Origin of the sequence: Microcoleus sp. AT8-B5 (assembly GCF_036705565.1) — a bacterium.
Lineage (GTDB): Bacteria > Cyanobacteriota > Cyanobacteriia > Cyanobacteriales > Microcoleaceae > Microcoleus.
This window is the reverse complement of record NZ_JAUBUY010000047.1, coordinates 26,845-52,005: the sequence shown is the minus strand read 5'-3', so window position 1 is coordinate 52,005 and position 25,161 is coordinate 26,845. Positions and strand designations below refer to the sequence as shown.

21 protein-coding genes and 2 pseudogenes are annotated in these 25,161 nt (G+C 46.3%); 12 read left to right on the top strand and 11 right to left on the bottom strand.

Annotated elements, in window-relative coordinates:
• Positions 1 to 71: 71 nt before the first annotated feature.
• A pseudogene (locus QUB39_RS24575) lies at positions 72 to 735 on the top strand (ISAs1 family transposase); the annotation flags it as partial.
• An 80-nt stretch (positions 736 to 815) separates the two neighbouring features.
• On the opposite strand, the gene QUB39_RS24570 reads toward QUB39_RS24575, so the two are convergent.
• Positions 816 to 1,778, bottom strand: a complete 963-nt coding sequence (locus tag QUB39_RS24570) for a glycosyltransferase family 2 protein (protein ID WP_333058643.1) — start codon at positions 1,776 to 1,778, stop codon at positions 816 to 818.
• Positions 1,779 to 2,063: 285 nt separating this feature from the next.
• Here QUB39_RS24570 and QUB39_RS24565 point away from each other — a divergent pair, with 285 nt between their 5' ends.
• Complete coding sequence (locus QUB39_RS24565; RefSeq protein ID WP_333058642.1) at positions 2,064 to 2,687, top strand: TenA family protein; 624 nt, start codon at positions 2,064 to 2,066, stop codon at positions 2,685 to 2,687.
• Between the two features lie 38 nt (positions 2,688 to 2,725).
• On the opposite strand, the gene QUB39_RS24560 is transcribed toward QUB39_RS24565, so the two are convergent.
• Together QUB39_RS24560 and QUB39_RS24555 are read right to left on the bottom strand one after the other, a co-directional pair.
• Positions 2,726 to 2,881, bottom strand: coding sequence for a hypothetical protein (locus QUB39_RS24560; protein WP_333318583.1), 156 nt, complete (start codon positions 2,879 to 2,881; stop codon positions 2,726 to 2,728).
• A gap of 515 nt (positions 2,882 to 3,396) precedes the next feature.
• Positions 3,397 to 4,689 carry a pentapeptide repeat-containing protein gene (locus QUB39_RS24555; RefSeq protein WP_333057454.1) on the bottom strand — a complete coding sequence of 431 codons (1,293 nt, stop codon included), beginning with the start codon at positions 4,687 to 4,689 and terminating at the stop codon, positions 3,397 to 3,399.
• A 119-nt stretch (positions 4,690 to 4,808) separates the two neighbouring features.
• Between QUB39_RS24555 and QUB39_RS24550 the strand changes: the two are divergent.
• Positions 4,809 to 5,264 (top strand): annotated as a pseudogene (locus QUB39_RS24550) (aspartyl protease).
• Positions 5,265 to 5,733: 469 nt separating this feature from the next.
• On the opposite strand, the gene QUB39_RS24545 reads toward QUB39_RS24550, so the two are convergent.
• Together QUB39_RS24545 and QUB39_RS24540 are read right to left on the bottom strand one after the other, a co-directional pair.
• Positions 5,734 to 6,246 carry a DUF1648 domain-containing protein gene (locus tag QUB39_RS24545; protein ID WP_333057456.1) on the bottom strand — a complete coding sequence of 171 codons (513 nt, stop codon included), beginning with the start codon at positions 6,244 to 6,246 and terminating at the stop codon, positions 5,734 to 5,736.
• A gap of 20 nt (positions 6,247 to 6,266) precedes the next feature.
• Positions 6,267 to 7,490: an RNA-guided endonuclease TnpB family protein gene (locus tag QUB39_RS24540; protein ID WP_333057457.1), complete on the bottom strand. Its 1,224-nt coding sequence runs from the start codon at positions 7,488 to 7,490 to the stop codon at positions 6,267 to 6,269.
• 242 nt (positions 7,491 to 7,732) lie between these two features.
• Between QUB39_RS24540 and def the strand changes: the two genes are divergently transcribed.
• The 3 genes from def (at position 7,733) to QUB39_RS24525 (ending at position 10,008) form a co-directional block, all read left to right on the top strand.
• Positions 7,733 to 8,293 (top strand): peptide deformylase, encoded by a 561-nt coding sequence (gene def / locus QUB39_RS24535; RefSeq protein ID WP_333057458.1) that lies wholly within the window; start codon positions 7,733 to 7,735, stop codon positions 8,291 to 8,293.
• A complete protein-coding gene (locus QUB39_RS24530) occupies positions 8,293 to 8,493 on the top strand; it encodes a hypothetical protein (RefSeq protein ID WP_199292547.1) in 201 nt (66 codons plus the stop codon). The genes def and QUB39_RS24530 overlap by 1 nt, the downstream gene beginning before the upstream one ends.
• A 177-nt stretch (positions 8,494 to 8,670) precedes the next feature.
• Positions 8,671 to 10,008, top strand: coding sequence for a PrsW family glutamic-type intramembrane protease (locus QUB39_RS24525; RefSeq protein WP_333234155.1), 1,338 nt, complete (start codon positions 8,671 to 8,673; stop codon positions 10,006 to 10,008).
• Between the two features lie 36 nt (positions 10,009 to 10,044).
• On the opposite strand, the gene QUB39_RS24520 is transcribed toward QUB39_RS24525, so the two are convergent.
• Positions 10,045 to 10,728: a PEP-CTERM sorting domain-containing protein gene (locus tag QUB39_RS24520; RefSeq protein ID WP_333211481.1), complete on the bottom strand. Its 684-nt coding sequence runs from the start codon at positions 10,726 to 10,728 to the stop codon at positions 10,045 to 10,047.
• 511 nt (positions 10,729 to 11,239) lie between these two features.
• On the opposite strand from QUB39_RS24520, the gene QUB39_RS24515 reads away from it, so the two are divergent.
• A complete protein-coding gene (locus QUB39_RS24515) occupies positions 11,240 to 12,292 on the top strand; it encodes a Gfo/Idh/MocA family oxidoreductase (protein ID WP_333057462.1) in 1,053 nt (350 codons plus the stop codon).
• A 575-nt stretch (positions 12,293 to 12,867) separates the two neighbouring features.
• Here QUB39_RS24515 and QUB39_RS24510 read toward each other — a convergent pair.
• Positions 12,868 to 13,863 (bottom strand): GDSL-type esterase/lipase family protein, encoded by a 996-nt coding sequence (locus QUB39_RS24510; RefSeq protein WP_333057463.1) that lies wholly within the window; start codon positions 13,861 to 13,863, stop codon positions 12,868 to 12,870.
• 521 nt (positions 13,864 to 14,384) lie between these two features.
• Here QUB39_RS24510 and btpA point away from each other — a divergent pair.
• From btpA to QUB39_RS24490, 4 genes are all read left to right on the top strand, one after another.
• Positions 14,385 to 15,272, top strand: coding sequence for a photosystem I biogenesis protein BtpA (btpA, locus tag QUB39_RS24505; RefSeq protein WP_333057464.1), 888 nt, complete (start codon positions 14,385 to 14,387; stop codon positions 15,270 to 15,272).
• A 93-nt stretch (positions 15,273 to 15,365) separates the two neighbouring features.
• On the top strand, positions 15,366 to 16,289 hold the full coding sequence (locus tag QUB39_RS24500; protein ID WP_333057495.1) for a vitamin K epoxide reductase family protein: 924 nt from the start codon (positions 15,366 to 15,368) through the stop codon (positions 16,287 to 16,289).
• Positions 16,290 to 16,942: 653 nt separating this feature from the next.
• Positions 16,943 to 19,078: a CHASE2 domain-containing protein gene (locus tag QUB39_RS24495; RefSeq protein ID WP_333234156.1), complete on the top strand. Its 2,136-nt coding sequence runs from the start codon at positions 16,943 to 16,945 to the stop codon at positions 19,076 to 19,078.
• 760 nt (positions 19,079 to 19,838) lie between these two features.
• Positions 19,839 to 20,099: a hypothetical protein gene (locus QUB39_RS24490; RefSeq protein WP_333057466.1), complete on the top strand. Its 261-nt coding sequence runs from the start codon at positions 19,839 to 19,841 to the stop codon at positions 20,097 to 20,099.
• Positions 20,100 to 20,119: 20 nt separating this feature from the next.
• On the opposite strand, the gene nadB is transcribed toward QUB39_RS24490, so the two are convergent.
• The 4 genes from nadB to QUB39_RS24470 all read right to left on the bottom strand — a co-directional run bounded on the left by nadB (position 20,120) and on the right by QUB39_RS24470 (position 24,076).
• Positions 20,120 to 21,772: an L-aspartate oxidase gene (gene nadB / locus QUB39_RS24485; RefSeq protein WP_333057468.1), complete on the bottom strand. Its 1,653-nt coding sequence runs from the start codon at positions 21,770 to 21,772 to the stop codon at positions 20,120 to 20,122.
• A 308-nt stretch (positions 21,773 to 22,080) separates the two neighbouring features.
• On the bottom strand, positions 22,081 to 22,515 hold the full coding sequence (gene psbU / locus QUB39_RS24480) for a photosystem II complex extrinsic protein PsbU (protein WP_333057469.1): 435 nt from the start codon (positions 22,513 to 22,515) through the stop codon (positions 22,081 to 22,083).
• Between the two features lie 255 nt (positions 22,516 to 22,770).
• Positions 22,771 to 23,757 (bottom strand): adenylate/guanylate cyclase domain-containing protein, encoded by a 987-nt coding sequence (locus QUB39_RS24475; RefSeq protein WP_333057470.1) that lies wholly within the window; start codon positions 23,755 to 23,757, stop codon positions 22,771 to 22,773.
• An 88-nt stretch (positions 23,758 to 23,845) separates the two neighbouring features.
• Complete coding sequence (locus QUB39_RS24470) at positions 23,846 to 24,076, bottom strand: hypothetical protein (protein WP_333057471.1); 231 nt, start codon at positions 24,074 to 24,076, stop codon at positions 23,846 to 23,848.
• A gap of 194 nt (positions 24,077 to 24,270) precedes the next feature.
• Between QUB39_RS24470 and hisF the strand changes: the two genes are divergently transcribed.
• Positions 24,271 to 25,062, top strand: coding sequence for an imidazole glycerol phosphate synthase subunit HisF (gene hisF, locus QUB39_RS24465; RefSeq protein WP_333057472.1), 792 nt, complete (start codon positions 24,271 to 24,273; stop codon positions 25,060 to 25,062).
• Positions 25,063 to 25,161: the final 99 nt, after the last annotated feature.

Genomic DNA, 25,161 nt, shown 5'->3' with positions numbered 1-25,161 from the left:
TCATGAGTGGACGGGCGGGACGCCCATCCCACAATAACAATTAAAATTGTAAGTTATTTAATTCGCGATCCTTAGAGTTATTAGACCTGACCGGGGCTGACGTTAACATTGATGCGATGGGAACTCAAACCGAGATTGTGAAACAAATTCGCCACAAAAAAGCTGATTATATTGTATCTCTTAAAGCTCATCACCCCACTTTACATTCTCAGGTTAAAGAAGGGTTTGATACCAGAAGAGCTAATAACTTTGAAGGCATTAAAGTTAGTTATAACCAACAGATTGAAAAGGGACAAAATAGCACTGAAAAACGTTATGTTTTGGCTGTTCCTTTAGAGGCTTTCGGTGGTCTTTATCAACAAGACCAGTGGTCGGGACTGCAAACCATCGTCATTATTGAAAGAATCCGCCATCTTTGGAACAAAACGACTCATGAAGTCCAATTTTATCTAACTTCTCTGCCTGCGGATGCTCAACTTCTTGGTCGTGCCATTCGTCAACATTGGACTATTGAAAACCAAGTTCATTGCACTTTAGATGTCACGTTCCATGAGGATCAATGTCGGATTCGTTAAGGTTATAGTCAAGAGTAATTTGACCATCTTGAGACGGATGGCACTTAACGCTCTTAATCAGGAGAAAACATTGCAGCGTAGTCTTCGTCAAAAAATCAAACAGGCTGCTATGAATAATGATTATATGATGACTGTTCTCAACTCCTTTTGTCAAGCTTGATTGAGATGCTCTTACCCTGCTTAAATTATCTCATAAATTAGATAATTTAGGCACGATGAGTTAACCGATGTTTGCTAAAATTATTTTGGCGATCGGTGTCGATCGCCAAAACCAGCAACTTCTGCCAGCGTATAAAGCGGGCGGCCCTTCACCTCCTCATAAATACGCCCTATATACTGACCCAAAATCCCAATACTCACCAACTGCACCGCACCCAAAAAGAAAACAGCCATCATCACAATTGTCAAACCCGTTAAGGCAGAACTTGGATAAAAAAGCCGCCAATACAAAATTAAAAAAGCCATTAACACAGATATAAATGCAGCAAATAACCCCATATAAATCGAAAGTCTGAGGGGAACTTTTGAAAAAGATACTAAACCATTCATCGCCAAACTTAAAGATTTTCTGAAGGTATACTTAACCTCGCCAGCAAAACGCGGATCGCGTTCAAACTTAACCGCCGTTTGTTTAAAACCAATCCAAGCCCGCAGTCCCCGAATGTAACGATTGCGTTCTGGCATGGCGTTGAGTACATCCACCACGCACCTATCCATCAAACAAAAATCTCCGGTATCTATCGGAATATCAACATCAGCAAGATGGCGCAAAATGCGATAATACATATAAGCCGGCAACCGCTTAAACCAACCTTCTTGACGGCGTTGAGTGCGTTGAGCGTAAACAACTTGATAGCCCTGCTGCCACCGTTCTACCATATCTATAATTAGCTCTGGCGGGTCTTGTAAATCGCCGTCCATGATGACTACGACTTGACCGCTAGAAAAGTTTAAACCAGCAGTTACAGCTATTTGATGACCGAAATTGCGGGCCAAACTGAGGTAACAAATTCGCGCGTCTTTTTCGTGCAATTCTCGCAAAAGTTCGAGAGAGCGATCGCGACTGCCATCATTGATTAAAATTAATTCTACTGGGCCGTCCATTCGATCCATCACGGCACTAATTCGCCGATACAATTCCGCGAGATTTTCTTCTTCGTTATAGATAGGAATTACCAAGGAATACTTAGGTGTATCGTTCATTGCAGTTTCTGTTTAAAAATCGGCTTTTCAACCGTTAAATCAAAAGTTTCTTTTTACCCAAACACGCGGGCTGCTTCACAAGAGAGGTTCGGCACGTAATTTCGCTCTTTGAGCCAGACAACAGCAGCCCCCAAAATAGCCGCATACCAAAACTTATCTATTTTCTTAAATACGAAAAATAAAAGATACCATAAGAATGACACACGCCCAGCTCAAACATCTGTTATCATAGATGTTTAGTCAGACTATAAAAATTACAATCATAACCCATCGATTCAAAATTGCATGACAAATTCCAATTATCTTTGGCAAGCAAATCAAGACTTAAGCGAAGCTTGTCTGCAACATCCCTTTGTCAGAGGCATTGCTGACGGCAGCCTCCCCCAAAATAGTTTTGCATATTACGTTGCACAAGACGCATTTTTTCTGGGAGCCTTCGCTCGCGCTTATAGTATCGCTGCGGCAAAAGCACCCGACTGGGAGGGGTTTGAAATTCTCCACAATCTCGGTAGTGGCGTTTTAGAAGAACTTCGTTTGCATCAAGGATATGCAGCCAAATGGGGTGTAAACTTGCAAGAGGCAAAACCGGGAATCGCTACCCGCCGCTACACAGATTTTTTATTAGCGACAGCCTGGGGGAGTGGTGTAGGTTTGACAGTAGCCGCCATGACTCCTTGCTTGCGGTTGTATGCTTTTTTGGGACAGCAGCTAGCTAAACCTAATATACCGGAACACGCCTTTAGCGACTGGATTTCGACCTATAGCAGCTCGGATTTTGAGATTTTAGCAAAACGGCTGGAAAGTTTGGTCGATCGCTACGCCGAAGCTACGCCGGAAGTAGAAGCAACCTATCGCTACGCTATGCTATGCGAAAGAGACTTTTTTCAGGCAGCTTGGGAAATAGAGTAAATTAAGTTTGTGCAAAAAATATGGAAAACTATCTTAAGCTACCTACACGCAGTAAATTTAACAGCCATGTACAGCAGGAATGTAGCCAATACTGTCATAACAGCATATCCCCAACGAGGGTGACTACTCAACACTAAACCGAGTCCGATGGAGAGCGATACAATGCCGTAAGCGTAGCGATGAAGCGATTGCATAACACTGGAGTTGAGCAGTAGCGCTAAAGAGCAAAAGCCGAAATAGACGACTGTAATGCTCAGCCTTTTTCGCCCATACCACAACAAATAGCTACCGCCCAAATCAGAGCAACTTTACTAACAGCTTGCAACCACCAATAATGCAAGCAAAAATGCCCAACTATTAATGAGTATCCCTGCTAATTTTACTTGCATTCCAAAAGTCGTGAAGCCGCGCATAAGCAAAGGAAACAGCGGATAAAAAGCCCCAGAATGCTGATGCCCATCATCTGCATAGCTGTAGCCTAAATTAGCGATTTATATGTGCCATTTACCGTCCCATCAGGAAGCATATAGCAGCGACAAAAATGAATTATTCCCGGCTTTTGGATCGCTCCAAGCGCGGAATTACTTCTAACCCTAAATCAGTATTTGTCATTGCTAAAACAGCGAAAGACTGTAGATTTAAAATTAAAGTGTAGTCCGCTGCCGAGCGATCGCCAAATATATACGTAAGTACAGCCGTACAGCTAATTTTAACGTCCGAGTTTATTGGGAATCCCTTCGCAGCCGCCGGGAATAGTCTCTCTCGACTTCGAGCCGCACCAAGCGCAGCAGTAATAGCGCTGATCCTCCGACAGCCGCTTGACACCGGTGAAATCAACACGTTCCACTACAGCGCCAGTATGTTCGCCTGTTTGATAGTTGGGAAATTCGGTACGGCTGCGGGGGGATGCAGTTTGTGCCGAGCCGTAGAATAATGCGGCGGCTCTCATGTCAGCGCGAGCGAGATTGGCGTCGTACAAGACAGCGCGCGAGAGGTTGGCTTTCACTAAATCGCACTTGCTGAGATTGGCGCGGACGAGGTTGGCTTCGCTCAAATCCGTCCACCGCAAATCGGTGCCAGCCAGGTCAGCACCCGCTAACATGACATTGAGATCGATAACGCGGATACCGTGATCTCTATCTTCAGCGTAGCCACCGTCGCCGTCAAGGATGGGGCGGCCTAAAAGCCGATCGCGCTTCAGCGGAGTAACCAATCTCGACTGCGACAAAAACCGCAGAATTTTAGCTTTACCTTCAGCATCTACACTGCTCATAATCGCAGCGGTGCGGCCTTCTGCGATCGCCCTTTCCTGCGGCCAGTCTTCCAAAAACCCTTGTTCGTCAAGGGCTAAGTCGGAAACCCCTTGAAAATAAGCATCGATCGTTTGCTGCTGCGTAATTCGATTTTGCTGAATAGTCAAATCTTTCGAGATCACGTACTGCCGCCAAGCCACATAAACGCCCAAAATTGCGATCAAAATTTGGCCCAAAGCGCCGATCAACTCGCCGAGAGCGCCGATGGCGTCCCAGTTGATTTGGATGTTGCGGCTTCCCGGTTCAGTATTACTACCGCTGAGCATCAGCAAGCCAACAATCCCAGCTAAAAGACCAAAGCAAGCGACGATCAGCGTGCGCCAAGTTGGCGGAATTACCTGTACCCAGATTTTGCCCCAACTCGGCCACATTAGCCGCAGCGATATGCCGATCGCACCGACGGCGCCAATTAAGCCCAGCCAAATGTTGTCATTGGCCAGCCCAAAAATCATCGCTGCGATCAACCCCAGCGTCAGCACTGACCCCGACTTCTCAGTAGTCGTTTGTTCCGGCTGCTGCGACAAAAAAACCTTGCGAGTAGGAGGCGGCGGCACCGGTTTTTCCGGTTCAGCAGTAACGACGATTGTCCCTGATTCTGGTGGCACAGTAGGGCTCGCACCGTTCTGACTTTCTACAGTCACGTTAGACTCAGGGCGATTGGGTTGAGAAGAGTTGTTTTCTGGTGTCATGCGTTGAGGCAAATTCTAATTTTAGCCGGTCACTAAAACGATTTTAACTAACCAAGCAGGATTCTAGATAATATTACAATATAAATCTCCACTAATTACGCTCAAACAGGTAACATAATATGACACTGGTGCTGCCTAATCTGCAAGAAAAACAAAGGGGTCAAGTTGTTACAACAATCGCCGTCACGAATCGCATCGATCTAGTTATGGCTGAACGGGGATTTATTTTTGCTGAGGAAGTTCGCTCTGTTACCCTCGATAACGTTGTTGTCGATACTGGAGCAACTCTGCTTTCCTTGCCCGCTCCCATTATTAGCCAACTAGGTTTAAGACTCGTAGGAGAAAGAGATGTAGAAACATCGGCTGGCATCACAAAAAGTCGAATTTTTGCAGGAGCTCAAATTATTGTAGAGGGGAGAGAAGGCAGATTTGATTGTTGAGAATTGCCCGAAGGCGTTTCTGCTGTTTTGTTGGGCGTGATTCCAATGGAAGAACTAGGGTTAGAACCAGATTTTAAAAATCGACAGTTGCGAGTATTGCCGATGAACAATCAGCAAACATATCTGATGGGTTAGTTGAGATGCGTTTACCGTAGCACAAACCTCTCACCTGTGATTCCTATCATGTCCAGTCAATCGATTTTAGATTTTAGATTTTAGATTTTAGAATTGAAGGATTGAAGTATTGAAGTATTGAAGTATTGAAGTATTGAAGTATCGATTTTAGATTTTAAATTTTAAATTTTAAATTTTAGAATTGAAGTATTTACCTACGGATAAATTCGGGGAGGGAAGTTTATCGGCTACAGGTTTTTTATTTCTCCACGGATGAATCCGGGGGCTTGTATCCTGGATGCTTTCGGTCAATTAGCCACAATCAAAAATGTTTGTATTTAGGACTAAAATTTTGATAAAAAATTGAGTAATAAATTCCTCATTACCAAGTAATTTTCTTTGTTTTTGATATAAGAGATATTATTAATATCGGTAAAAAAATGACAAAACAACATGGTTTTTGGGTAAATACAAGTGTTTTGCCCTACATCTAGCGAGCAGAATAAGCCTTGAGCAAATACACGCCTACCGTCGAAAAAATCAAAACAACTAACCCTAAAAGTAACTCGATACTAAACCTTTGAGCATTGCCCAAAGCGACAAGAATTTGCTGCCGCACCACAAACGCCAACAGCCAGCAAATCTCCGCCTTCAGCCAAACCAAAAGGCCTCGCGCCAACAGATATTGGCGGTGAGCGTTCTCAGAAGTAATCCGTACCGGATAATTAAAAGTATGCGGATAGCGCGATATTGCAGTTAAAACCGCAAAAATAATGGCAGCCACAGCCGGCACGATCCAAATCGTTACCTTGTCGCCCCAAGCATCAGCCAGCCCCCCCAAGCCGAAATGAATCGGAATTCGATCGGGCAAAACCGCCCAAAACTTGACGATGAGCAAAACAGCCAGCAAAAGCGCGATCGCACCTAAAAGCTCTACCGCCACTAAAACGGGCGAAAGTCCCAGAGAAATAATCGGCCGTTGGTTTGGTGCGTTTCCAGTCATGGCTACGTGAACTACCCACACTAAATCGAAACGATTATAGTGTGGGCTTCTAACATCACAGAGGAATGCCTCAGAACAGACTTGCGTCCCATCTTTGGTCTTACTTCCCCTCCGTTAGCAAAAACGGCTGCTCCATCCGTCTGTAATATCCTGATGCCTTCCGCTCTAATGTTTGTTGCGGCGTTACCATCACGGTCATGACGAGTACCGCAATTAGGACAAGTCCACTCCCTAACATCAAGCGGTAACTTATCAATCTGGTAATAGCAATTAGAGCAGAGCTTGGAGCTGGGGAACCAGCGGTCAGTCTCAACCAACTTGCCACCTTTTTTCTCTAGCTTGTAAGCTAGGAAATTGATAAAGATTCCCCATCCCACATCAGATATGGCTTTAGCTAAATTGTGATTGCGTACCATGCCTTTGACATTAAGATTCTCTACTACGACAACTTGGTTTTCATTGACGAGCTTTCGCGAAAGCTTATGTAGAAAATCCTGACGGGATTTAGTTACCCGTTCGTACACTTTAGCTACCGTCTTTTTAGCTTGGTTCCTTGAATTACTTCCTTTCTGTTTTTTAGCTAGCTTTTGTTGCTTGCGTTTGAGGTTTTTCTCGTGTTTGGCTAGATGCTTAGGGCGATCATACTTAGAGACTTTGCAGCCATTGCTCGTAATAGCAAAATGAGTCAATCCCAAGTCAATTCCAATTACTTTGCCGACCGTTGAAACAGTCGGATTGTCGCCTTCACTCTCCGTCAATATTGAGGCAAAGTATTTCCCAGAAGGATTTAAACTAACCGTAACGGTTTTGATTTTTCCTTCTATGTTCCTGTGCAACTTGGCTTTAACTTTGCCGACCTTGCCAGGAAACTGAACAAACCCATCAAGTACCTTGACATTTTGAGGATACTGAATCGATTGCTTATCATGCTTTGACTTGTAGCGCGGGAACCTAGCACGACCTGCAAAAAAGTTTTTATAGGCGGTTGTGAGGTGGAGCGTTGTTGCTTGCAAAACTTGGCTGTAACATTCAGACAACCAAAGTGTTTCTTCGGCTTTCTTGAGTTTTGGTAAAAAGGCATTGAGTGCTGACTGACCAAGGCTTTTACCCGTTTCTTTATAAGTCTCAATTGACTTATTTAGACCATAGTTCCACCACCATCTGGCACAGCCAAAGTGCTGAGACAGTAGAGCTTGTTGCTCTAATGTTGGATAAAGTCGAACCTTGATGGCAGTATGCAGCATCTCATTACCTCCTTACTGTATTATACACATTCCAGTAAAATATCTACAAAAATAAAGATTTGGAGATTTCCGTACCTACAATCTCCCTGCCTTTCATCCCGCCCCTAAACTGGGTACAGTTATAGCGGGGGACTTCCCAGCAAGGAGTTAAAATTAGATTAATATTGAAAATAATAGTATTGGTTCCAATTTCATTCCCCAACAGCTTTCGTTGGGGGTTTCCAAACATCCCGCGAGGTTCTATGACGGTTCAGGTCTTGATTGAAAAGAAAAAGTTAGAAAAACCGCCCCTAACAATACACACATTAGGCGATCGCGTCCTGCGGCAGCCAGCCAAGCGCGTCAAAAGCGTCGATGCAGAAATTCGGCAGCTAGTCCGAGAAATGCTGCAAACCATGTACAGTGCGGATGGTATCGGTTTGGCCGCCCCCCAAGTCGGAGTCCACAAACAAGTAATCGTGCTCGACTGCGACCCGGAAAACCCTGCCACACCCCCAATGGTTTTGATCAACCCCACCATCAAAAGTAGCAGCGGCGATATCTGCATCTTGCAAGAAGGGTGTTTGAGCATTCCGGGAGTTTATTTAGAAGTCAAACGCCCAGAAGTCATTGAAGTCTCCTACCGCGACGAATACGGCCGCCCACAAACCCTGATAGCAACAGACTTACTGTCGAGAGCAATTCAGCACGAAATGGATCACCTCAACGGAGTGCTGTTTGTAGACAGAGTAGAAAACAAGCTCGCACTGAATGAAGCATTAGTCAAGCAGAAATTTTCGCCAAAGGCAGTAAAATCAGTATGATGGCAGGAACTCCGAAAAGTGGTTTACTATTAGCTCTTTCGTGCATCACTGCGATCGCGGCAGTCGGCTCAATTTTTGAGCTCTCATCGGGAGAAGCTCAGCTTGGCAATTTAGTCACGGGCATCATCCTCGCCCTGAGCGTACCGCTAACTGGCATATTTTTCTATGCAGCCGTTCAGGATGCCAGGGCAAATCTATAAGCAGAGTTATTAGTCATTAGTCATTAGTCAGCAGTTATTAGTAATTAGTAATTAGTAATTAGTCAGCAGCTAACAACCAATAACTGTGGAATAAAGACTGCTCAAAAATAACATCAGCTAACAGCTCGCGAGCTCATGATTAATGACTAATGACTAATGACTAATGACTCATAACTCATGACTAATGAAATCGGATTTCTGCGACAAGTGCCAGCCCAAGACGCTGTGGGAACCCCAGTATCCAAGTACCAACTTTCTGAAGAAGGGGAATTGGTTATCGGACGCGATCGCAATTGTCAAATAACTTTAGAGTCGATCGCCCACGGCATGGTTTCCCGTCGCCACGCCATGATCCGTCCCCTAACCCAGGGTACTTTGACGAGATGGGAAATTTGCGACCTTAACAGCGCTAACGGAACTTATATCAACGGAAAAAAGCTCTCTGGCTGCCAAACTTTAGAAACAGGCGATCGCATCAGTCTCGGTCTTGACGGCCCTGAATTTATATTTGAATCTCCCGTCACCCCTTACCAAAATCAACCCGGATTAAGCTCACCACAAACGGGCAATTTTGCTGGTATCGAAAAAGACGCTCTCACTTTAACTCAATTATTCCCGATCGCCTCCACGGGCAAACAATTAAGCCAAAAAGCTTACTTATATCCAGGTATCGCCACAGTTATTGTTGTCGTTTCGATGTTTGTCGCCGTTGGCAATTCCGCAGCATTCAACTTGCTGCTGTCAGCTTACCTCGCCGGTGCGGCTTACTACTTTATCTATCAACTGTGTGGCAAACACAAGCCTTGGTGGGTATTGCTTGGTTCGGCTTTAGCTACAGTCCTGATTGTGATCAGCCCCTTATTAATTGGATTTATATTAGTATTTAGAGAAATTTTGCCCGGCCGTCTGCCAATCGAAGGCGAAACAATCAGTTTTTTGCCTTTTTTGACCAGAATGTTTTTCGGGGCGGGTCTAATGGAAGAATTGCTGAAAGCCCTGCCCGTTTTGGGAGCAATGTTGCTGGGAAATTGGCTGAAAAATCCGTGGCGCGATCGAATCGGCGTGTGGGAACCTTTAGACGGAATTCTGTTAGGAAGTGCCTCAGCAGTCGGCTTTACACTGTTAGAAACTCTGGGACAGTACGTTCCCAATGTCATCCAAAATGTCACTCTGCAAGCAGGGCCCGACGCCGGACAATTAGTAGGATTGCAGTTGCTAATTCCCCGGATTTTGGGTTCCGCCGCCGGACATATGGCTTACAGCGGCTATTTGGGATATTTTATCGGTTTGAGCGCCCTCAAACCCAGGAAGCGGTGGCAAATTTTGGGCGTAGGTTATTTCAGTGCTTCGGCACTTCACGCTTTGTGGAATGCGTCGGGAGCAGCCAGCGTACTTTTGCTGGCGTTGGTGGGAGTTTTGTCCTATGCGTTTTTGGTAGCTGCGATTTTGAAAGCCAGAGCTCTGTCTCCGAATCGAGAGCAAAATTTTGCCACGAGAATATTTTCTGAAAAGTGACTGCTGACTGGTTAATTGTTGAGGTGCGATCGCACTTCAAACTGCCATTTTTTTCTTGTGTTTTAACCAGCTTAAACCTGCCAATGCTAAAGCTGTCCCCCCAGCAGTGAGAGGTTCGGGAACAGGTTCGGGTTCGGTATTCACTAAAGTGTAAGAAACCTCGGCATTGGGGGAGATATATCTAGAGTATATAACATAGCTGTCGGTGACGATCGATCCATCGTCTATATATGATTGATAGTTCACCTGTCTGTGTACTACCTCCCTACTCCACGAGCCAGAGGTAACTCCGATAGACCAATATGCCCTGCCCTCAACCCTCAAGAAAAAAGGCCCTCCTGGTTCGTCTGGAGGACTGATATAGTCTCTTATCGCACCGTCGCCGCCGCTGGCTTGCACTCCGAGAAACTGCCCTTCACGAAATACAGCTCGAACCCCTGCCAAATTATCATATTCTTTTGTGCTTCCCAACTCGGGAAAAGTAAAACCGTACATTCTTCCCTCGGAAACTGTCCCCTCGGAAATTCCTTCAATGTCTATTCCTGTAAGCAAGGAGTTATCCACCTTTAAAAAACCGCTACCTTGACCGTCAAAATTGATATTGTAGGTGAGTACGGCGGCTTGTGCTTTGTCTACTCCTGCTAATGACACCGCTGAAAACAAACTTAAAATTGTGCTAGCGATCGCACTTCCTAATCTGGGTCTTAGTTTTTGACACATTGTTTTTTTTATTAGGCTTTAGGTAAGTCTAGTTTATGGTAGTGAGCGATCGCCCGTAATTATCCCCATTCTTAAAGTAAATTTTTTTGAATTCAAAGATTGCGGAATGTAAATAACCGAACTAATACGGATGCGTCATCTGTTGTATTTGTATAATTTCTGACTTTCACTATTACTTTTGAACACAAACCAGAAAAATGTTTGATCGTAATCGCCAAATATTCCGACGGGTTTGTGTTGTTGTTGCTATGCTGCCGACGATCGTCCCGATACATATACACACTTAATAAAATTTGTCAATACGCAATTTCCAGATATTTTACCCCAGTATTCTCTCCTTGTGTATGATTCGCTTCTGCTTAATTGCCCGATGCGATAATCGCAACTGAACTTAGAAATTCTTCACAAATAGTTTGACTGTGGTACTATCTGGATGGCTGTGAGTAGCTGAGGGAAGCCAAGGGGCTTGATTCCTGTGGTGGTGGAGGAGAATCCAGGAGTGCTAGATAGGATGTCATTGGGATACGCAAACGTTTTCGGCCAGCGAAGTCAACCTGAACCCCTCCGCATTGGGGTGATTGGGGTTGGCAATATGGGCCAGCATCACACGCGAGTTCTGAGCTTGCTAAAAGATATCGAACTCGTCGGTGTTGCCGACATAAATGTAGAGCGGGGAATAGATGTAGCAAGCAAATACCGGGTTCGCTTCTTTGAAGACTACCGAGATTTGCTCGCCCACGTAGATGCAGTTTGCGTCGCCGTTCCAACTCGCCTGCATCACCCTGTGGGGATGTCTTGTCTCCAAGCGGGTGTTCACGTTTTAATTGAAAAGCCGATCGCGGCTAGCATTGCCGAAGCCGAATCTTTGGTCAACGCGGCTGCTGAGGCCCACCGGATTTTACAAGTGGGTCACATCGAGCGCTTCAATCCAGCTTTTCAGGAACTCGGCAAAGTGCTGAAAACTGAAGAGTTACTGGCATTGGAAGCTCACCGGATGAGTCCCTATTCCCAGCGGGCTAACGACGTATCGGTAGTTTTGGATTTAATGATCCACGACATCGACTTGCTCCTGGAATTGGCAGATTCCCAAGTAGTGAAGCTGACGGCCAGCGGCAGCAGGGCATCAGATTCAGGTTATTTAGACTACGTGACAGCGACGTTGAACTTTGCTAACGGCATTGTCGCCACCCTGACTGCCAGTAAGGTGACGCACCGCAAACTCCGTTCAATCGTGGCTCACTGCAAAAATTCTCTGACAGAGGCAGATTTTCTCAACAACGAAATCTTGATTCACCGGCAAACAACCGCCAATTATGTGACGGATTACGGTCAGGTGCTTTACCGTCAAGATGGGTTGATCGAGAAAGTTTACACCAGCAATATTGAACCGCTCCACGCAGAATTGGAGCATTTTATTAATTGCGTGCGGGGTGGAAATCAGCCTTCTGTGGGAGGAGAACAAGCTCTCAAAGCTCTGCGGCTTGCCAGTTCGATCGAGCAAATGGCTCTCGACGGTCAAGCTTGGTATCCGAAAGAGCTAGAGTCTACTTTGCAAGTTAGCTAAATCGAGACAAATCTTGTCGTTTCCGGGTGCTTTTACAGTTTGGGTTTGTTGTTTGTTGAAGAGAATAACTGTTCCCATGCAACCGGATTCGATGTCAGCCGATTTGACATTTGAGACGGGGGCGCGAGCATTTCGGCGAGCGCGAGCATCGAGCCGCGCTCACTCGATTCGCGCGAGCGTCGAAGGATTTTAGACTTTAGATTGACTCTGCAGATGAATCTGGGGGCTTGAACTAAGGTTTAAATTTTTTTGCTCTCCACAACACGAGTCGGGGGCAATTGTCCGTCTTGAGGTGAGGTTAGGATTTATCAGAAAATTCGGTTGAAAACCCTGTCCTTGTAGGACGGCTTTTTTCCATTGTTAAGTAAAATAACAAATCCATCTTAACAAATGAAGATGGTAGAATAACCAAATCAGACAAGATGTAAAAACCTACCCCCGGACTGGGGGAAAGTCTACGCCCAAAACATTTTTGAGGAGATATGACTACGCACTCTTTTGTGCCCAGAGTAGTCAGCCTGGGAACCCTAGCTATAGGGATATTAAGACTGAAATGTCTTAAGAATCCCCGTGCCTTAAGGCCGGAGAGTGTCAAGCCAAAAAAGAGCGGCTATTTGACGACTGATGGTTTTGCTAACTAGCTGATTTCCTTGAGGGCTCAGGTGAATGCTGTCTCGATACAAAGTGGGAAATTCGGCCGCACAATTGAAAATGGGAAGAAAATCTATGTAAGTAATTTTCTCTGTTTCTACGAGTTCGGCGAGACGCGCTCTAGCTTTGACTTCCCAGTCGCGAGGGCCCGGGCAGCCGAGTTCGCCCCGCTTGGGCGTGACGGCTAGCAAAAACTCAATGTTGGCGGATACAGCTATTTTCTGGATTTGGCGAATAGCCTCTAAGTTGCAGCCTACTACATCGCCGCTTGTGGCTCCTGGTGCTGCCAATTGGGGAGTCGGCACAGCAGGTAGCAGATAGCGGCTCAATAACTCTAGGGTAGCCGATCGGGGTTTGCGATCCGGGTAAGAGCGATCGCGCCCCACAACCAGATCGCAAGGAGCCGATGCAAACAAATCGTCCGTATTGAGCAGCAAAACCAAAGCCTTTGCCCCAAAAACACCGAACCGCTTGGCGTAAGCAAGTTGATTCCTCGGCCCCCAAGAATTGGCTGAGGCGTTGAGAACTTCAAAATTTAAATAGTTGACTTGTGAACCTAATTGTGCATCGCTCGCCAGATGCTGTACTTGCAGTCTCAAATTCCGAGCCATAATTTCCGAGATCGTATCTGTCTGATGTGTCCACCAACCGCCGTTGGCGACAGAATCTCCCAACAGCAAGACGCGCAGAGTTTCTGGAGGGGCGATCGGGGCGATCGCTCCAGTACGCATCGAATACTCGTTAATCTCAATCCGGTTGCCCAAGCGACGCACCTTCTGGTTGGGCGCCAACAAATAGCCGCACTCGGCATCGGCAATATAAATCAAGGGATTACCAAAACCCAGCAGCACCCGCAGCAGCACTTCGATTGCCGCCCCCAATCCGGAGGTGACAGCCAAAATTATGAGAACAACTTTCACCACTTAACCTCGATAGAGAAGGAAAAACCCCTGCCGACACCAAGGTATAAAAAAGAATGCAACTGCAGTCAAGCTTTCAACCCCGATTGTAGTCAGCAGATTTTAGATTAAAGATTAAAGATTAAAGCATTGACCGAAAGCATCCAGGATACAAGCCCCCGGATTCATTCCGAAAGCAGACTCAGGACCCAGAAATAAAAAACCTGTATCCGATAAACAAGGGCCCGAATTTATCTCGCGCAAGTCAATGCTTCAATTCTTTAATCTAAAATCTAAAATCTAAAATCTAAAATCGATTGACTCCTGTCTACAAGCAAGTATCCGTCTTTGAGTGAGGTGAGGTCGCCTTTGTAAAATCTAAAATCTAAAATCTAAAATCTAAACTGTTATGGCTGCGGGCTTTGAGCAACTTGGCGACCCGATTAAGTCAACCGAATCGCCCCCGTCGATATAGAATTCTAGAATATACCGTCAAAATCCGCCGTCAGCCGTCAGTGAACTTGGTGGTTTCAGGAAAATCCGTGGACTTAAAACAAATATTCAAAACGCCGAATCCCATAATCGGTGTCGTACATTTACAGCCTTTGCCAACTTCTCCCCGCTGGGGCGGAAACCTCAAAGCTATTATCGGAAGAGCCGAGCAAGAGGCTACAGCGCTGGCTTCTGGTGGCGCAAACGGTATCATTGTCGAGAACTTTTTCGACGCTCCTTTTGCCAAAGACAGCGTAGATCCGGCTGTGGTAAGTGCCATGACTCTGGTAGTTGAGAGGCTAACAAATCTCGTGACGCTGCCGATCGGCGTTAACGTGCTGCGAAACGACGCCCACAGCGCGATCGCCATCGCCTCCTGCACAGGAGCTCAATTCATCCGCGTCAACGTCCTCAACGGCATCATGGCTACAGACCAAGGCTTAATTGAAGGCCAAGCTCACCAGCTACTGCGCTACCGCCGGGAATTGGGCAGCGATGTCAAAATATTAGCAGACGTGTTAGTCAAGCACGGGCGACCCCTAGGCAGCCCCAACTTGACCACAGCCGTCCAAGAGACGATCGGGCGCGCTTTAGCCGACGCCGTAATCCTTTCCGGCTGGACAACTGGTAGCCCTCCCAATCTCGAAGACTTAGAACTCGCGAGTGCTGCTGCTGCTGGAATTCCAGTTTTCATCGGCAGCGGCGCCTCGTGGGAAAACATTTCCACCCTCATGCAGGCCGCTGACGGCGTAATCGTATCGAGTTCCCTGAAACGAAACGGCCGCATCGAGCAGCCCATCGATCCGATCCGCGTCAGTCAGTTTGTAGAAGCTGCCCGTCGCAGCTTGTCACAGAAAGAGCCCGAACAGGAAAATAGAGATGCTAATGGCTCAAGAGGGCCCACACCGGAACCGGGCAAAGTCACAAGTAAAACGTAAAATAGGAATTGTTGACTGTTGGCAGTAGTCATCAGTCATCAGTCATCAGTCATCAGTCAACAATTCCCAATTCCCAAATTACCAAATCAAAAAATGATTCGCCGACGTTCAACCCCTTGGATTCATCGCTGGTCTCGGACTGTGATGGCAGCGATCGCAGCCATAGGCGTCGTAGAAACGGCCTATCTCACGATCGCTAAATTCACCAATGGCTCGGTCATTTGTCCCACCAGCGGCTGCGACAAAGTTCTTAACAGTCCCTACGCCACAGTCTTTGGTACAGTGCCTTTAAGTTTGTTAGGCTGTCTGGCTTACCTGAGCATAGCAATCCTGGCATTGGCTCCCAAAGCTGTAAATCCCGCCACCAAGAAAGGACTGCACTCTCAACTAGAAAACAAAACTTGGCAAGCGCTATTTATCATCACCGCTGCGATGGTAATTTTCAGCAGCTATTTGATGTATTTGATGGCTTTTGAAATTCAGGAACTGTGCATTTACTGCGTCACTTCTGCCTTATTTGCGCTGTCGCTGTTTGTACTGGTGCTAGTCGGGCGCGAGTGGGAAGATATCGGGCAGTTGGTGTTTACAGGCATTTTGGTGGCAATGGTGAGTTCGATCGGCGCCTTGGGACTTTATAACAGCGTCAAATCACCTCCTCCTATTGTCTCTACCCCCGGACTTGCACCCCCTGCCGTCACTACCACCTCCGGCCCGGCCGAAATGGCTTTGGCCCGCCACCTCCGACAAATCGGCGCTAAAGAGTACGGCGCTTACTGGTGTCCCCACTGCCACGACCAAAAAATGCTGTTCGGCAAAGAAGCAGCCAAAATAATTGATTATTTTGAATGCGATCCCAGGGGGCAAAATTCCCGCGCCCAAATTTGCCAAGCGGCGGCTGCGAATGTTAAAGGTTTCCCGACTTGGGAGATTAATGGTCAGTTTTATGCAGGGACACAATCTTTGGATAAACTCGCTGATTTATCGGGTTACACCGGCCCCCGCACCTTTCAAAACTAACAGGAAAGTTGGAGATTATAGATGACAGATTTTAGATTGATTGGCAGGAAATATCCTGGTTTTTAACTTAGTTTATCGTTGGCTCCTGCGGCGAAATTAATCTAAAATCTCGCATCTATAATCAATAAAAAAATAGTAAAAATTAGTTACAACGAAAAACTTTAAAACAATTTGTGGCTCTCTAAGCTGTTCGGCATTTAAAGGGCTTGCGTAAGGTGCGTCAGCATCTAAGGTTTTCGGTTTCAGCGTAAGGGTTATAGCTGACGCACCCTACTAGCCTCGTTACTGGTTTAAATGCTCCACAGCTTAGTATTTAGAGCAGCGAATAAATACTAGAACTTTTACACAAAAACGCCAGAAACCGGGTTTCTGCTTCCAGAATGATTGTTGAAATGACATATTTTGGTGGCGAAACCCGGTTTCTGCTGTTGCAGCCCGATCGCACCGAAAAACTAAAAAATTGGATAATCTAAAATCTAAAATCGACTCGCTCGCACCGAAAAACCAAAAAATTGGATAATCTAAAATTTAAAATCTAAAATCTAAAATCGACTCGCTCGCACCGAAAAACCAAAAAATTGGATAATCTAAAATCTAAAATCTAAAATCGACTCGCCCCGGAGATGTAAAACCTATACGTAGTAGTAGTTTAGATGCTCACAGGGCGAAGCCCAAATCCCCAAAATATGCTAGAAACTATCAAAAAATGGGTCGATCGAGAACGCCGAGTATTGATTACTGCGAGTGCCGTTGCTAGTACGGTCATTTTAATGCGCTGGTTCGGATGTTTTCAGGTGTGGGAATGGGCTGCTTTCGACCAATTTGTGCGCTGGCGGCCGGCCGAACCCATTGACTCGCGCATCGTCATTGTAGAAATTAAGGAAGCTGACTTGCAAAAATACGGCTACCCAATTTCGGATGCTGTCTTGGCCCAATTGCTGCAAAAATTGCACGCTGGCAAGCCGCGGGCGATCGGCCTCGACATTTACCGAGATTTGCCAACTCAACCGGGTAACGCCGAATTGCTCAAAACTTTTAAAACTATTCCCAACTTAATCGGCATTGAATTGATGCCAGACGAAACCAGGTTGGGAGTTCGCCCACCTCCGGTACTTGAGGCGCTAGATCGAATTGGTTTCAACAACGTTGTCATCGACGCTGACTCAAAAGTGCGGCGAACTTTGCTCTACGCTTGGCCCGGAGACGGCAAAACTCATCAAAGTTTCGCACTCAGACTGGCTTTGCTTTACCTCAAAAGCGAAGGGATTTCGCCTCAACCAGCAAGAGTCAATCCTACATACTTGCAGTTAGGCAAGGGGGTTTTTCGGCCTTTTCAACCGAATGACGGTGCTTACGTTCGATCGGACAGCCGTGGCTATCAAATTTTGACCAACCTGCGCGGCCCACGAGGCAGTTTTCGCACTGCATCGATGAGCGATGTGTTATCTGGCACCGTACCTGCTGATTTTGTACGATCGCGCATTGTCTTGATCGGCTCAAATGCCCCCAGCCTCAAAGACTTTTACCAAAATTCTTACAGTTCCGGTTGGTTTAGTCCTCCCCAACAAATACCGGGAGTCGAGCTTCAGGCTCATTTCTTGAGCCAAATTTTGAGTGCAGCCATCGACGGGCGCGGGGGTATCAATGTCTGGCCAGAGGCTGCGGAGTTGCTGTGGATTTTGCTGTGGTCTTGGGCGGGAGCAAATGTGAGTTGGAATTTGCGATCGCTTGGTCGATCGGCTTACTGTTTATTAAGTATCTGTCTAGGTCTGAGTGCCAGTTTATACTTGGTATTTTTAGCCGGTTGGTGGCTACCGTTAATTCCTCCAATCGTCAGTCTTGTGGGTTCTGGTGCTGCTGTTGTGGGTTATCTGGCTCACTTGCAAGAAGAATTAAAACGGTCTAAAGAATTTTTACAATCGCTAATCGATACAATTCCCGACCCAATTTTTGTCAAAGATAGAAATCACCGCTGCGTAGTTTTGAATCAGGCATATTGTCGGTTTATTGGCTATCCTTTAGAAATTTTAACTTGCCGAACCGATTACGATTTATTTCCCCAAGCCGAAGCCGAGATATTTTGGCAGGAAAACGAATTAGTATTTCAAACTCACCAGCCGCGAGAAAATGAAGAATATTTTACTGACGCTCACGGAATTACGCATCTAATTGCGACTAAAAGATCCCTGCATAAAGATGCTGCAGGCAACCTATTTTTAGTCGGAGCAATCAGAGATATTACCGAGCGCCAACTTCGGCAAAATGCCCTAGAACAAAAAAATGCTGAGCTCAGCCACCAAGCTTATCACGATGCTCTTACCGGTTTGCCCAACCGCCAAATGTTCTACGAATGCTTGCATCAGTCTCTAGAAATAGCCTCCAGCAATCAGGAATTGGTAGCTTTACTGTTTTTAGATTTAGATGGATTTAAGTCAATCAACGACACTCTCGGACACAATGTGGGCGATTTACTCTTAAAAAAAGTTGCCAGTCGGCTCAAAAAATGCTTGCGCGGCAGCGATACAATCTCGCGGTTGGGCGGCGACGAGTTCACAGTCATTTTGCCCGTAATTCCCGGCCGTGAGGAAGCTGCGAAAGTAGCTGAAAAAATTTGCGACGCCATTATGCAGCCTTTTATGTTAGAAGAACATACAGTTTCTGTAACTACAAGTATTGGCATTAGTTTATATCCCATTGACGGTCAAGAGCCAGAGATTTTAGTTAAGAATGCCGATGTTGCGATGTATCGTGCTAAGGAACGCGGGAAAAATCAATATCACTTTTATTAATTAAGACCAGTTAAAAACATAATACAACTGTAGGTAAAGTCCCCACCCCGATATTGATAAGTCATTTATAATTATTCAATTTTTTTATCTAAAATCTCAATTACTTCAGACAAAATTTGAGCAATTTTAGGTCTCAAACCTTAATTGGGCAGTGAGGGAGATACAGCATATTCGGTGGTTCGTGAAGTACACTATAAAGCTCTATTGTTGGTACATTGTTATGTAGGGTGCGGATCTGCTCATGTTTAATGAAACTTGCAGATTGACTGGTGGCGACGCACCGATGCTTACGACCCTTGTTGTGTGTACCGCATATACATGGAATATGCTGTATTATTTCAGGCGTCCCCTGTGCAGCTAACTTCAGGAAAATAGCTTGTTGATCGAGCCTTAAACCGTAAGCTTTCTAAGCTTTTTGAAACCGTTCAAAAAAATGTTTTAAGTAGTGAAATCTCACATCTCAAATCACATAAATTTAAAGTCTCTAATCTGTCATCTGTCATTAGATAGATTTACCCCAAGATAAAACTTATGAGAGCAACTTGCCGTCTCATCTGAATGTTACAAAATATTAAAATCAATCACAACCTGAAACCAAATTCAAATCGCCAAAAGCCTTAATGTAAAAAAAATTATGTAAACTTACGAAAGTTAATTAAAGTAAATGTAAAGACATCAGTGGAAATACGGAAATTGATAGATATAATAGGTGGTACACACGTGGATCTATTGCGGTGATTGGAATAAGGCGGTGAATACTATGCGTACTTTGATTCAGCTCACAACAACGGCAACCCTGGCGGTCTGCCTGCAAGTGAATATAGTCGGCACCGCCAATGCGGCTCGACTTGCCAGCAACTCAGCTAGCAATTTCACAAAAGCCCGTAGCGCGGGCAAGAGCCCGACGCCATTGACCCCCAGACTTGGGACAGTGACATCAACCTCTAGGTTTGGAAATCTCCAAAAATACGAACCAACCCCGAACGGGAACCCCGAAAGTGACGGTACGGGAACGCGCTGACCCCAAATTTTGAATAAATTTTAATCTTCTATTCGCGGAGATTTGTACCAATTGGATTGGTTAATTAAAGTATGGCTGCACCAATCCGGATCGGTGAGGGGATAGTCCACTCGGTAATGACCGCCACGACTTTCGGTGCGAAACGCAGCACTTTTGACAATTAAATAGCCGATATCCAATAAATTCCCAACTTCTCCCCAATTTCGCAAAATCGAGCTATTCTCCGTCTCAGTAGGGGAAAAATCAATAATTTGTCCGGGCCGTAAATTATCAAGCGTTTGACTCAAAGGCAAGGAAGCAAATTCTTGCCGCCAAATCTCAAGTTGGACGATCGCACTTTCCAAATCCCGCTGTCCCCGGCAAATGCCCGCACTCTGCCACACCAAATTCCGCAATTCAACCCGCAACCTTTCGATCGCCTCAATGTCCTGTTCAGAAATCGATTTATCCCAGATTTCCCCCGCATCTAACTCATCTGTGAGTGTTTTGGGCCTTCCATCTTCTAGCTGCAAAAGTCCCATCTGCGCCCCAAAAACCAGACATTCCAGCAGCGAATTGCTCGCCAACCGATTAGCACCGTGTACCCCCGTGCTCGCAGTTTCTCCCACCGCGTACAAACCCGGAATCGAAGTTTGGTTGAACTTGTCAGCCACAATCCCTCCCATCCAGTAATGGGCCGCGGGCGTCACCGGTACCGGTTCGGAAAAAATATCAATTCCCCAGTCAGCGCACACTTGAATAATATTGGGAAACCTGTAGCGCAGTCGATCGACCGCAATCGGGCGCAAATCCAGCCAAACATGAGGTTCCCCCGTCTTCTGCAAGTGGCGGAAAATAGCGCGACTGACAACATCCCTAGGGGCGAGTTCCCCGCTGGGATGAGAGTCAAAAGCAAAGCGATATCCCTTACTGTCAACCAAATGAGCTCCTTCTCCCCGCACCGCTTCGCTAATGAGAAACCGAGGCGCGCCCGCTGTGCTCAGCGCCGTCGGGTGAAACTGCACAAATTCTAAGTCTCGCAGCAGCGCCCCGGCGCGCCACGCAATTGCCACCCCGTCCCCGGTACTTACCGACGGATTGGTCGTTTGAGCAAAAACCTGTCCGCCGCCGCCTGTCGCCAGCACCACGGCTTTAGCTTGCAGCCACTTGACTTGTGAGCCGCAAATCGAGCTAATCCCCTGACACCGCCCGGTTTTGTCTAGCCACAGACTCAAAGCAAAGGCAGGAGATACGAGTTGAATGTTTTTGCGGCTTAATACTTTTGCTGTCAGCGTACCGATCACGGCTTTGCCCGTAGTGTCGGCGGCGTGGAGCACTCGGCGGCGGGAGTGGGCTGCTTCTAGGGTGAGGGCTAAATCTGGGCCGGTGCGATCGAATGCAACGCCCATTTTCACCAGGGAGTCGATGCAAGCACCAGCTTCCTCGACTAAAAATTTCACCGCCTCCAAATCGCAAAGACCGGCTCCCGCAGCCAATGTATCCTGAACGTGCAGCGCTGCGGAATCTTCAGGGGCGATCGCCGCGGCAATCCCTCCTTGGGCCCAATCGCTTGCAGAAACAGGTAGGGTATTTTTATTGATCAAGCCCACCTGCAAATGTTCTGGCAGGCAGAGTGCTGTGTACAAACCCGCCGCGCCAGCACCTATTACCAATACGTCAAATTTGTCAGTCATAAGTCTGCCGCCAGTCAATTTTAGATTTTAGATTTTAGATTTTAGATTTTAGTCTACAGATGAATCTGGGGACTTGAACTAATGTCAGTCAAGGGATTTTAGATTTTAGATTTTAGATTTTAGATGAATGAGGGGAACCCGCTTATTTCAATCTAGCGAATTTGGGTCGGCTTTTGCCGAATGGTGGTTGAAAGTAAGTCTTGAGAAATTAAAGGCAGAAGTCATCAGCCTATAGAAAAAAAATCTTTTCTTTCTGCCAAATGCCTTCTGCCCAATGACTTCTGCCTTCAAATGAGACCCGCTGCTACCTAGTCGTAGAGACCATTATTCAACCGGTTGTCTCCTTCAATAAAGACTGATTCAACATCAGTTACGGTGAATTTGTCCATGTTAGCTTGCAGCAGTTTTTTCTGAGCTTCCGTCAAGTCTGAAATATTGAGTACGTCCTCAACATTTTCGTAAGGAGCATTCTTAATAATTAGTCGAGCTAAAGTGGGATACAACCCTCGAAATTCCCGAAAGTCCCGGACGGCGCTGTTGTTCAAATCAAGTTTTTTGCCGTATTCTGTGGCAAGCTTCTCATCGGCGCGATTGGTTCTAGCCGGAGCTTCAACTGCTAGGAGCGAGGATGATGGCAAGACGATACGGCTTAATGACGCCGCGATCGCGCTTTGGTCTCCAGCCCATGCAAAGCAGCCCAGCACTAAGCCCAATACTGCCAATAGACGACCCAATCGTTTCATGAAGTTTTGTCTCCCAATTTCATACACAGCATTTATGTAGAGACTACCATTTTGCTTATGCAGTTTTTCAGATAAATCCGCAATAGGTAGAGGGCTGTTATAAACTTTCCCTTGGGGTATTGACAACGCAGATTATATATGATAATAGGTGAGTTTTAAGCATCGCAGACAAGTTTATAAAAGGCACTCCAAATTAAAAACTCGGACTGCGATTTTAAGGGGTTAATTTTTGCCCCGCACCCACTTTTCTAGCTATCAAGAACTTTTTCCTTTCGTTTTGAGAAAAGCGTTCAAGTCAGCATAAGTACCGCCGTAAGTCACGGTGGGATGGTCGTAACCCTTTAAAGCAACGGTGTGCTGCTCGAAAGCGCCCTGGGCCCCTAATTGCGTCAGATATTTGTAGGTAGTTTCTCCCACAGCGATATCCTTGCCGATTTGCTTAGTGCAAGATTCCAGGCGAAATGCTGCGTTTACAGTATCTCCCAAGGCAGTATAGTCCGATCGGTCGCTGCTGCCAGAATTTCCCACCATTGCATAACCGGTATTGATGCCGGCCCCGACTCGCAAAGGAAAAGGCAGGGGGTAACGGCTGCTGAGTTCGTCTGTTGCCTTGTGCAGTTCGCTCAAAGCTTGGCAAATCCGCATCATTTCCTCGCTGCTGACACCGCTGGTTTTGTGGAACCAGACTGCCATGATGGCATCGCCGATGTATTTGTCCACCCAACTGCCGTGTTCGCGAATGATCTGTCCTGCTTTGCGGAACCAATTGCCGATGACTTCCGAGAGGAGGGTTTCGTCTAGCTGCCTAGTCAAAACTGTAAAGTCTCGGATGTCCATTACCATGACGCTAATCAGGCTACGCACCGTCAAAGTCGCCGTAAAATCTTCAGAGTCTGTCTCGTGTATTGGATCGTGTCGGTGGCCGGCGCTTGGGTTGTAGAAGTCCAATTCGGTTTGACCGAAAATAATCCGATCGCCATTTCTGAGAGTGACAGGAATACTGACCCGCCGCCCGTTGACAAAGGAACCATTGCGGCTGCCCAAGTCGATCAGGTAGAACTCTCCTGTCTCCATTTGCTGTAACATCGCGTGATTACGGGAAATCCAGCGATCTGTCAGTACAAAATTATTGTCATCGCTCCGCCCTACTGTCCAGCAATTGCTGCCGGAGAGCGGCAAGTAGCGATTGCCGCTTTTCTCTGTACGAAGTACCAAATGTGGATTGGCTTGCAAAGTCACCACAGCCCTAAAAACGACATCAAGTCAACCGGTTTGAGGTTTTAAACTTTAAATTTTAACTTTACCGCGCGGCTTATGACTGAGATTGCTGCTAAAAAACCTCAAATCGGCCGTTCTCTAATCTAAAATTGTTTAGTCGATCGTCGATGCACCAAACCATACAGGATTGCCGAACCACAATTCGATCGCCAGCAAAGGTAGTTATGGTTCGATCATAAGCGAAATTGTCATATTTTTCACCCCACAGTTCTATCTGGGGAGTTAAATTTGGTGCTTTTTTGCTGAAAATATAACTATCTACCAATATTCTACCTAATGTCACGGCTCTCACTGCCCGCCAAATTTTATTTAGACTAACGGGGCATAAAAAACTGAAAAATGGCTCTCCGGCTCCGATCGAGAATTGTTAAACACAAGGTATCTTTAAGATTTGTTGCTTAACTTCGGGTTTTTGAAGATATCAACAAAGCCTTTTCCTCGCTGCGGCGGTCAATAAGTTGGAAATACGAGAATTTTATGTTGTCGAAAAGAATTTTGCCTTGTTTGGATGTGAAAGCCGGTCGCGTGGTCAAAGGTGTCAATTTTGTCAACCTTAAGGATGCTGGCGATCCGGTAGAAATGGCTCAGGTTTACAACGATGCCGGTGCTGACGAGTTGGTGTTTCTGGACATTACGGCGACTCACGAAGACCGGAATATTATGATCGATGTGGTGTACCGCACGGCCGATCGAGTATTTATCCCTTTGACGGTGGGCGGCGGCATCCAATCCTTAGACACCATTAAAAGTTTGTTGAGGGCGGGCGCTGATAAGGTGAGTATTAATTCGGCGGCGGTGCGCGATCCGAGTTTAATTGACAAAGCCAGCGATCGATTTGGTAATCAGTGCATTGTAGTGGCGATCGACGCTCGCAAACGGCAAGACGCAGATCGTCCTGGTTGGGACGTGTACGTGCGCGGAGGGCGAGAAAATACCGGCAAAGATGCGATCGCCTGGGCAAAGGAAGCCGAACAGCGCGGCGCCGGCGAAATTCTGGTGACAAGCATGGACTCGGACGGCACTCAAGCCGGTTACGATTTGGAATTAACTCGCAGCATTGCCGAAATGGTCGAAATTCCCGTCATTGCTTCCGGCGGCGCCGGCAACTGCCACCACATCTACGAAGCCGTGACTGAGGGGAAAGCAGAAGCTGCACTGCTAGCTTCCCTGCTGCATTACGGGCAACTCAGTGTAGGAGAAATTAAAACTTATCTAGCAAAATTTCAAGTTCCCGTGCGACAGCAGCAGCCATTAGTTATTAGTCATTAGTCAGTGGATAGTCGATCGCATCTCATATCTTGCAACATTTTTAACAAACCGCTCTGCGGGTTCACTCAAGCGCCCTCTCACGTTGTAAAGAGGCTAAAT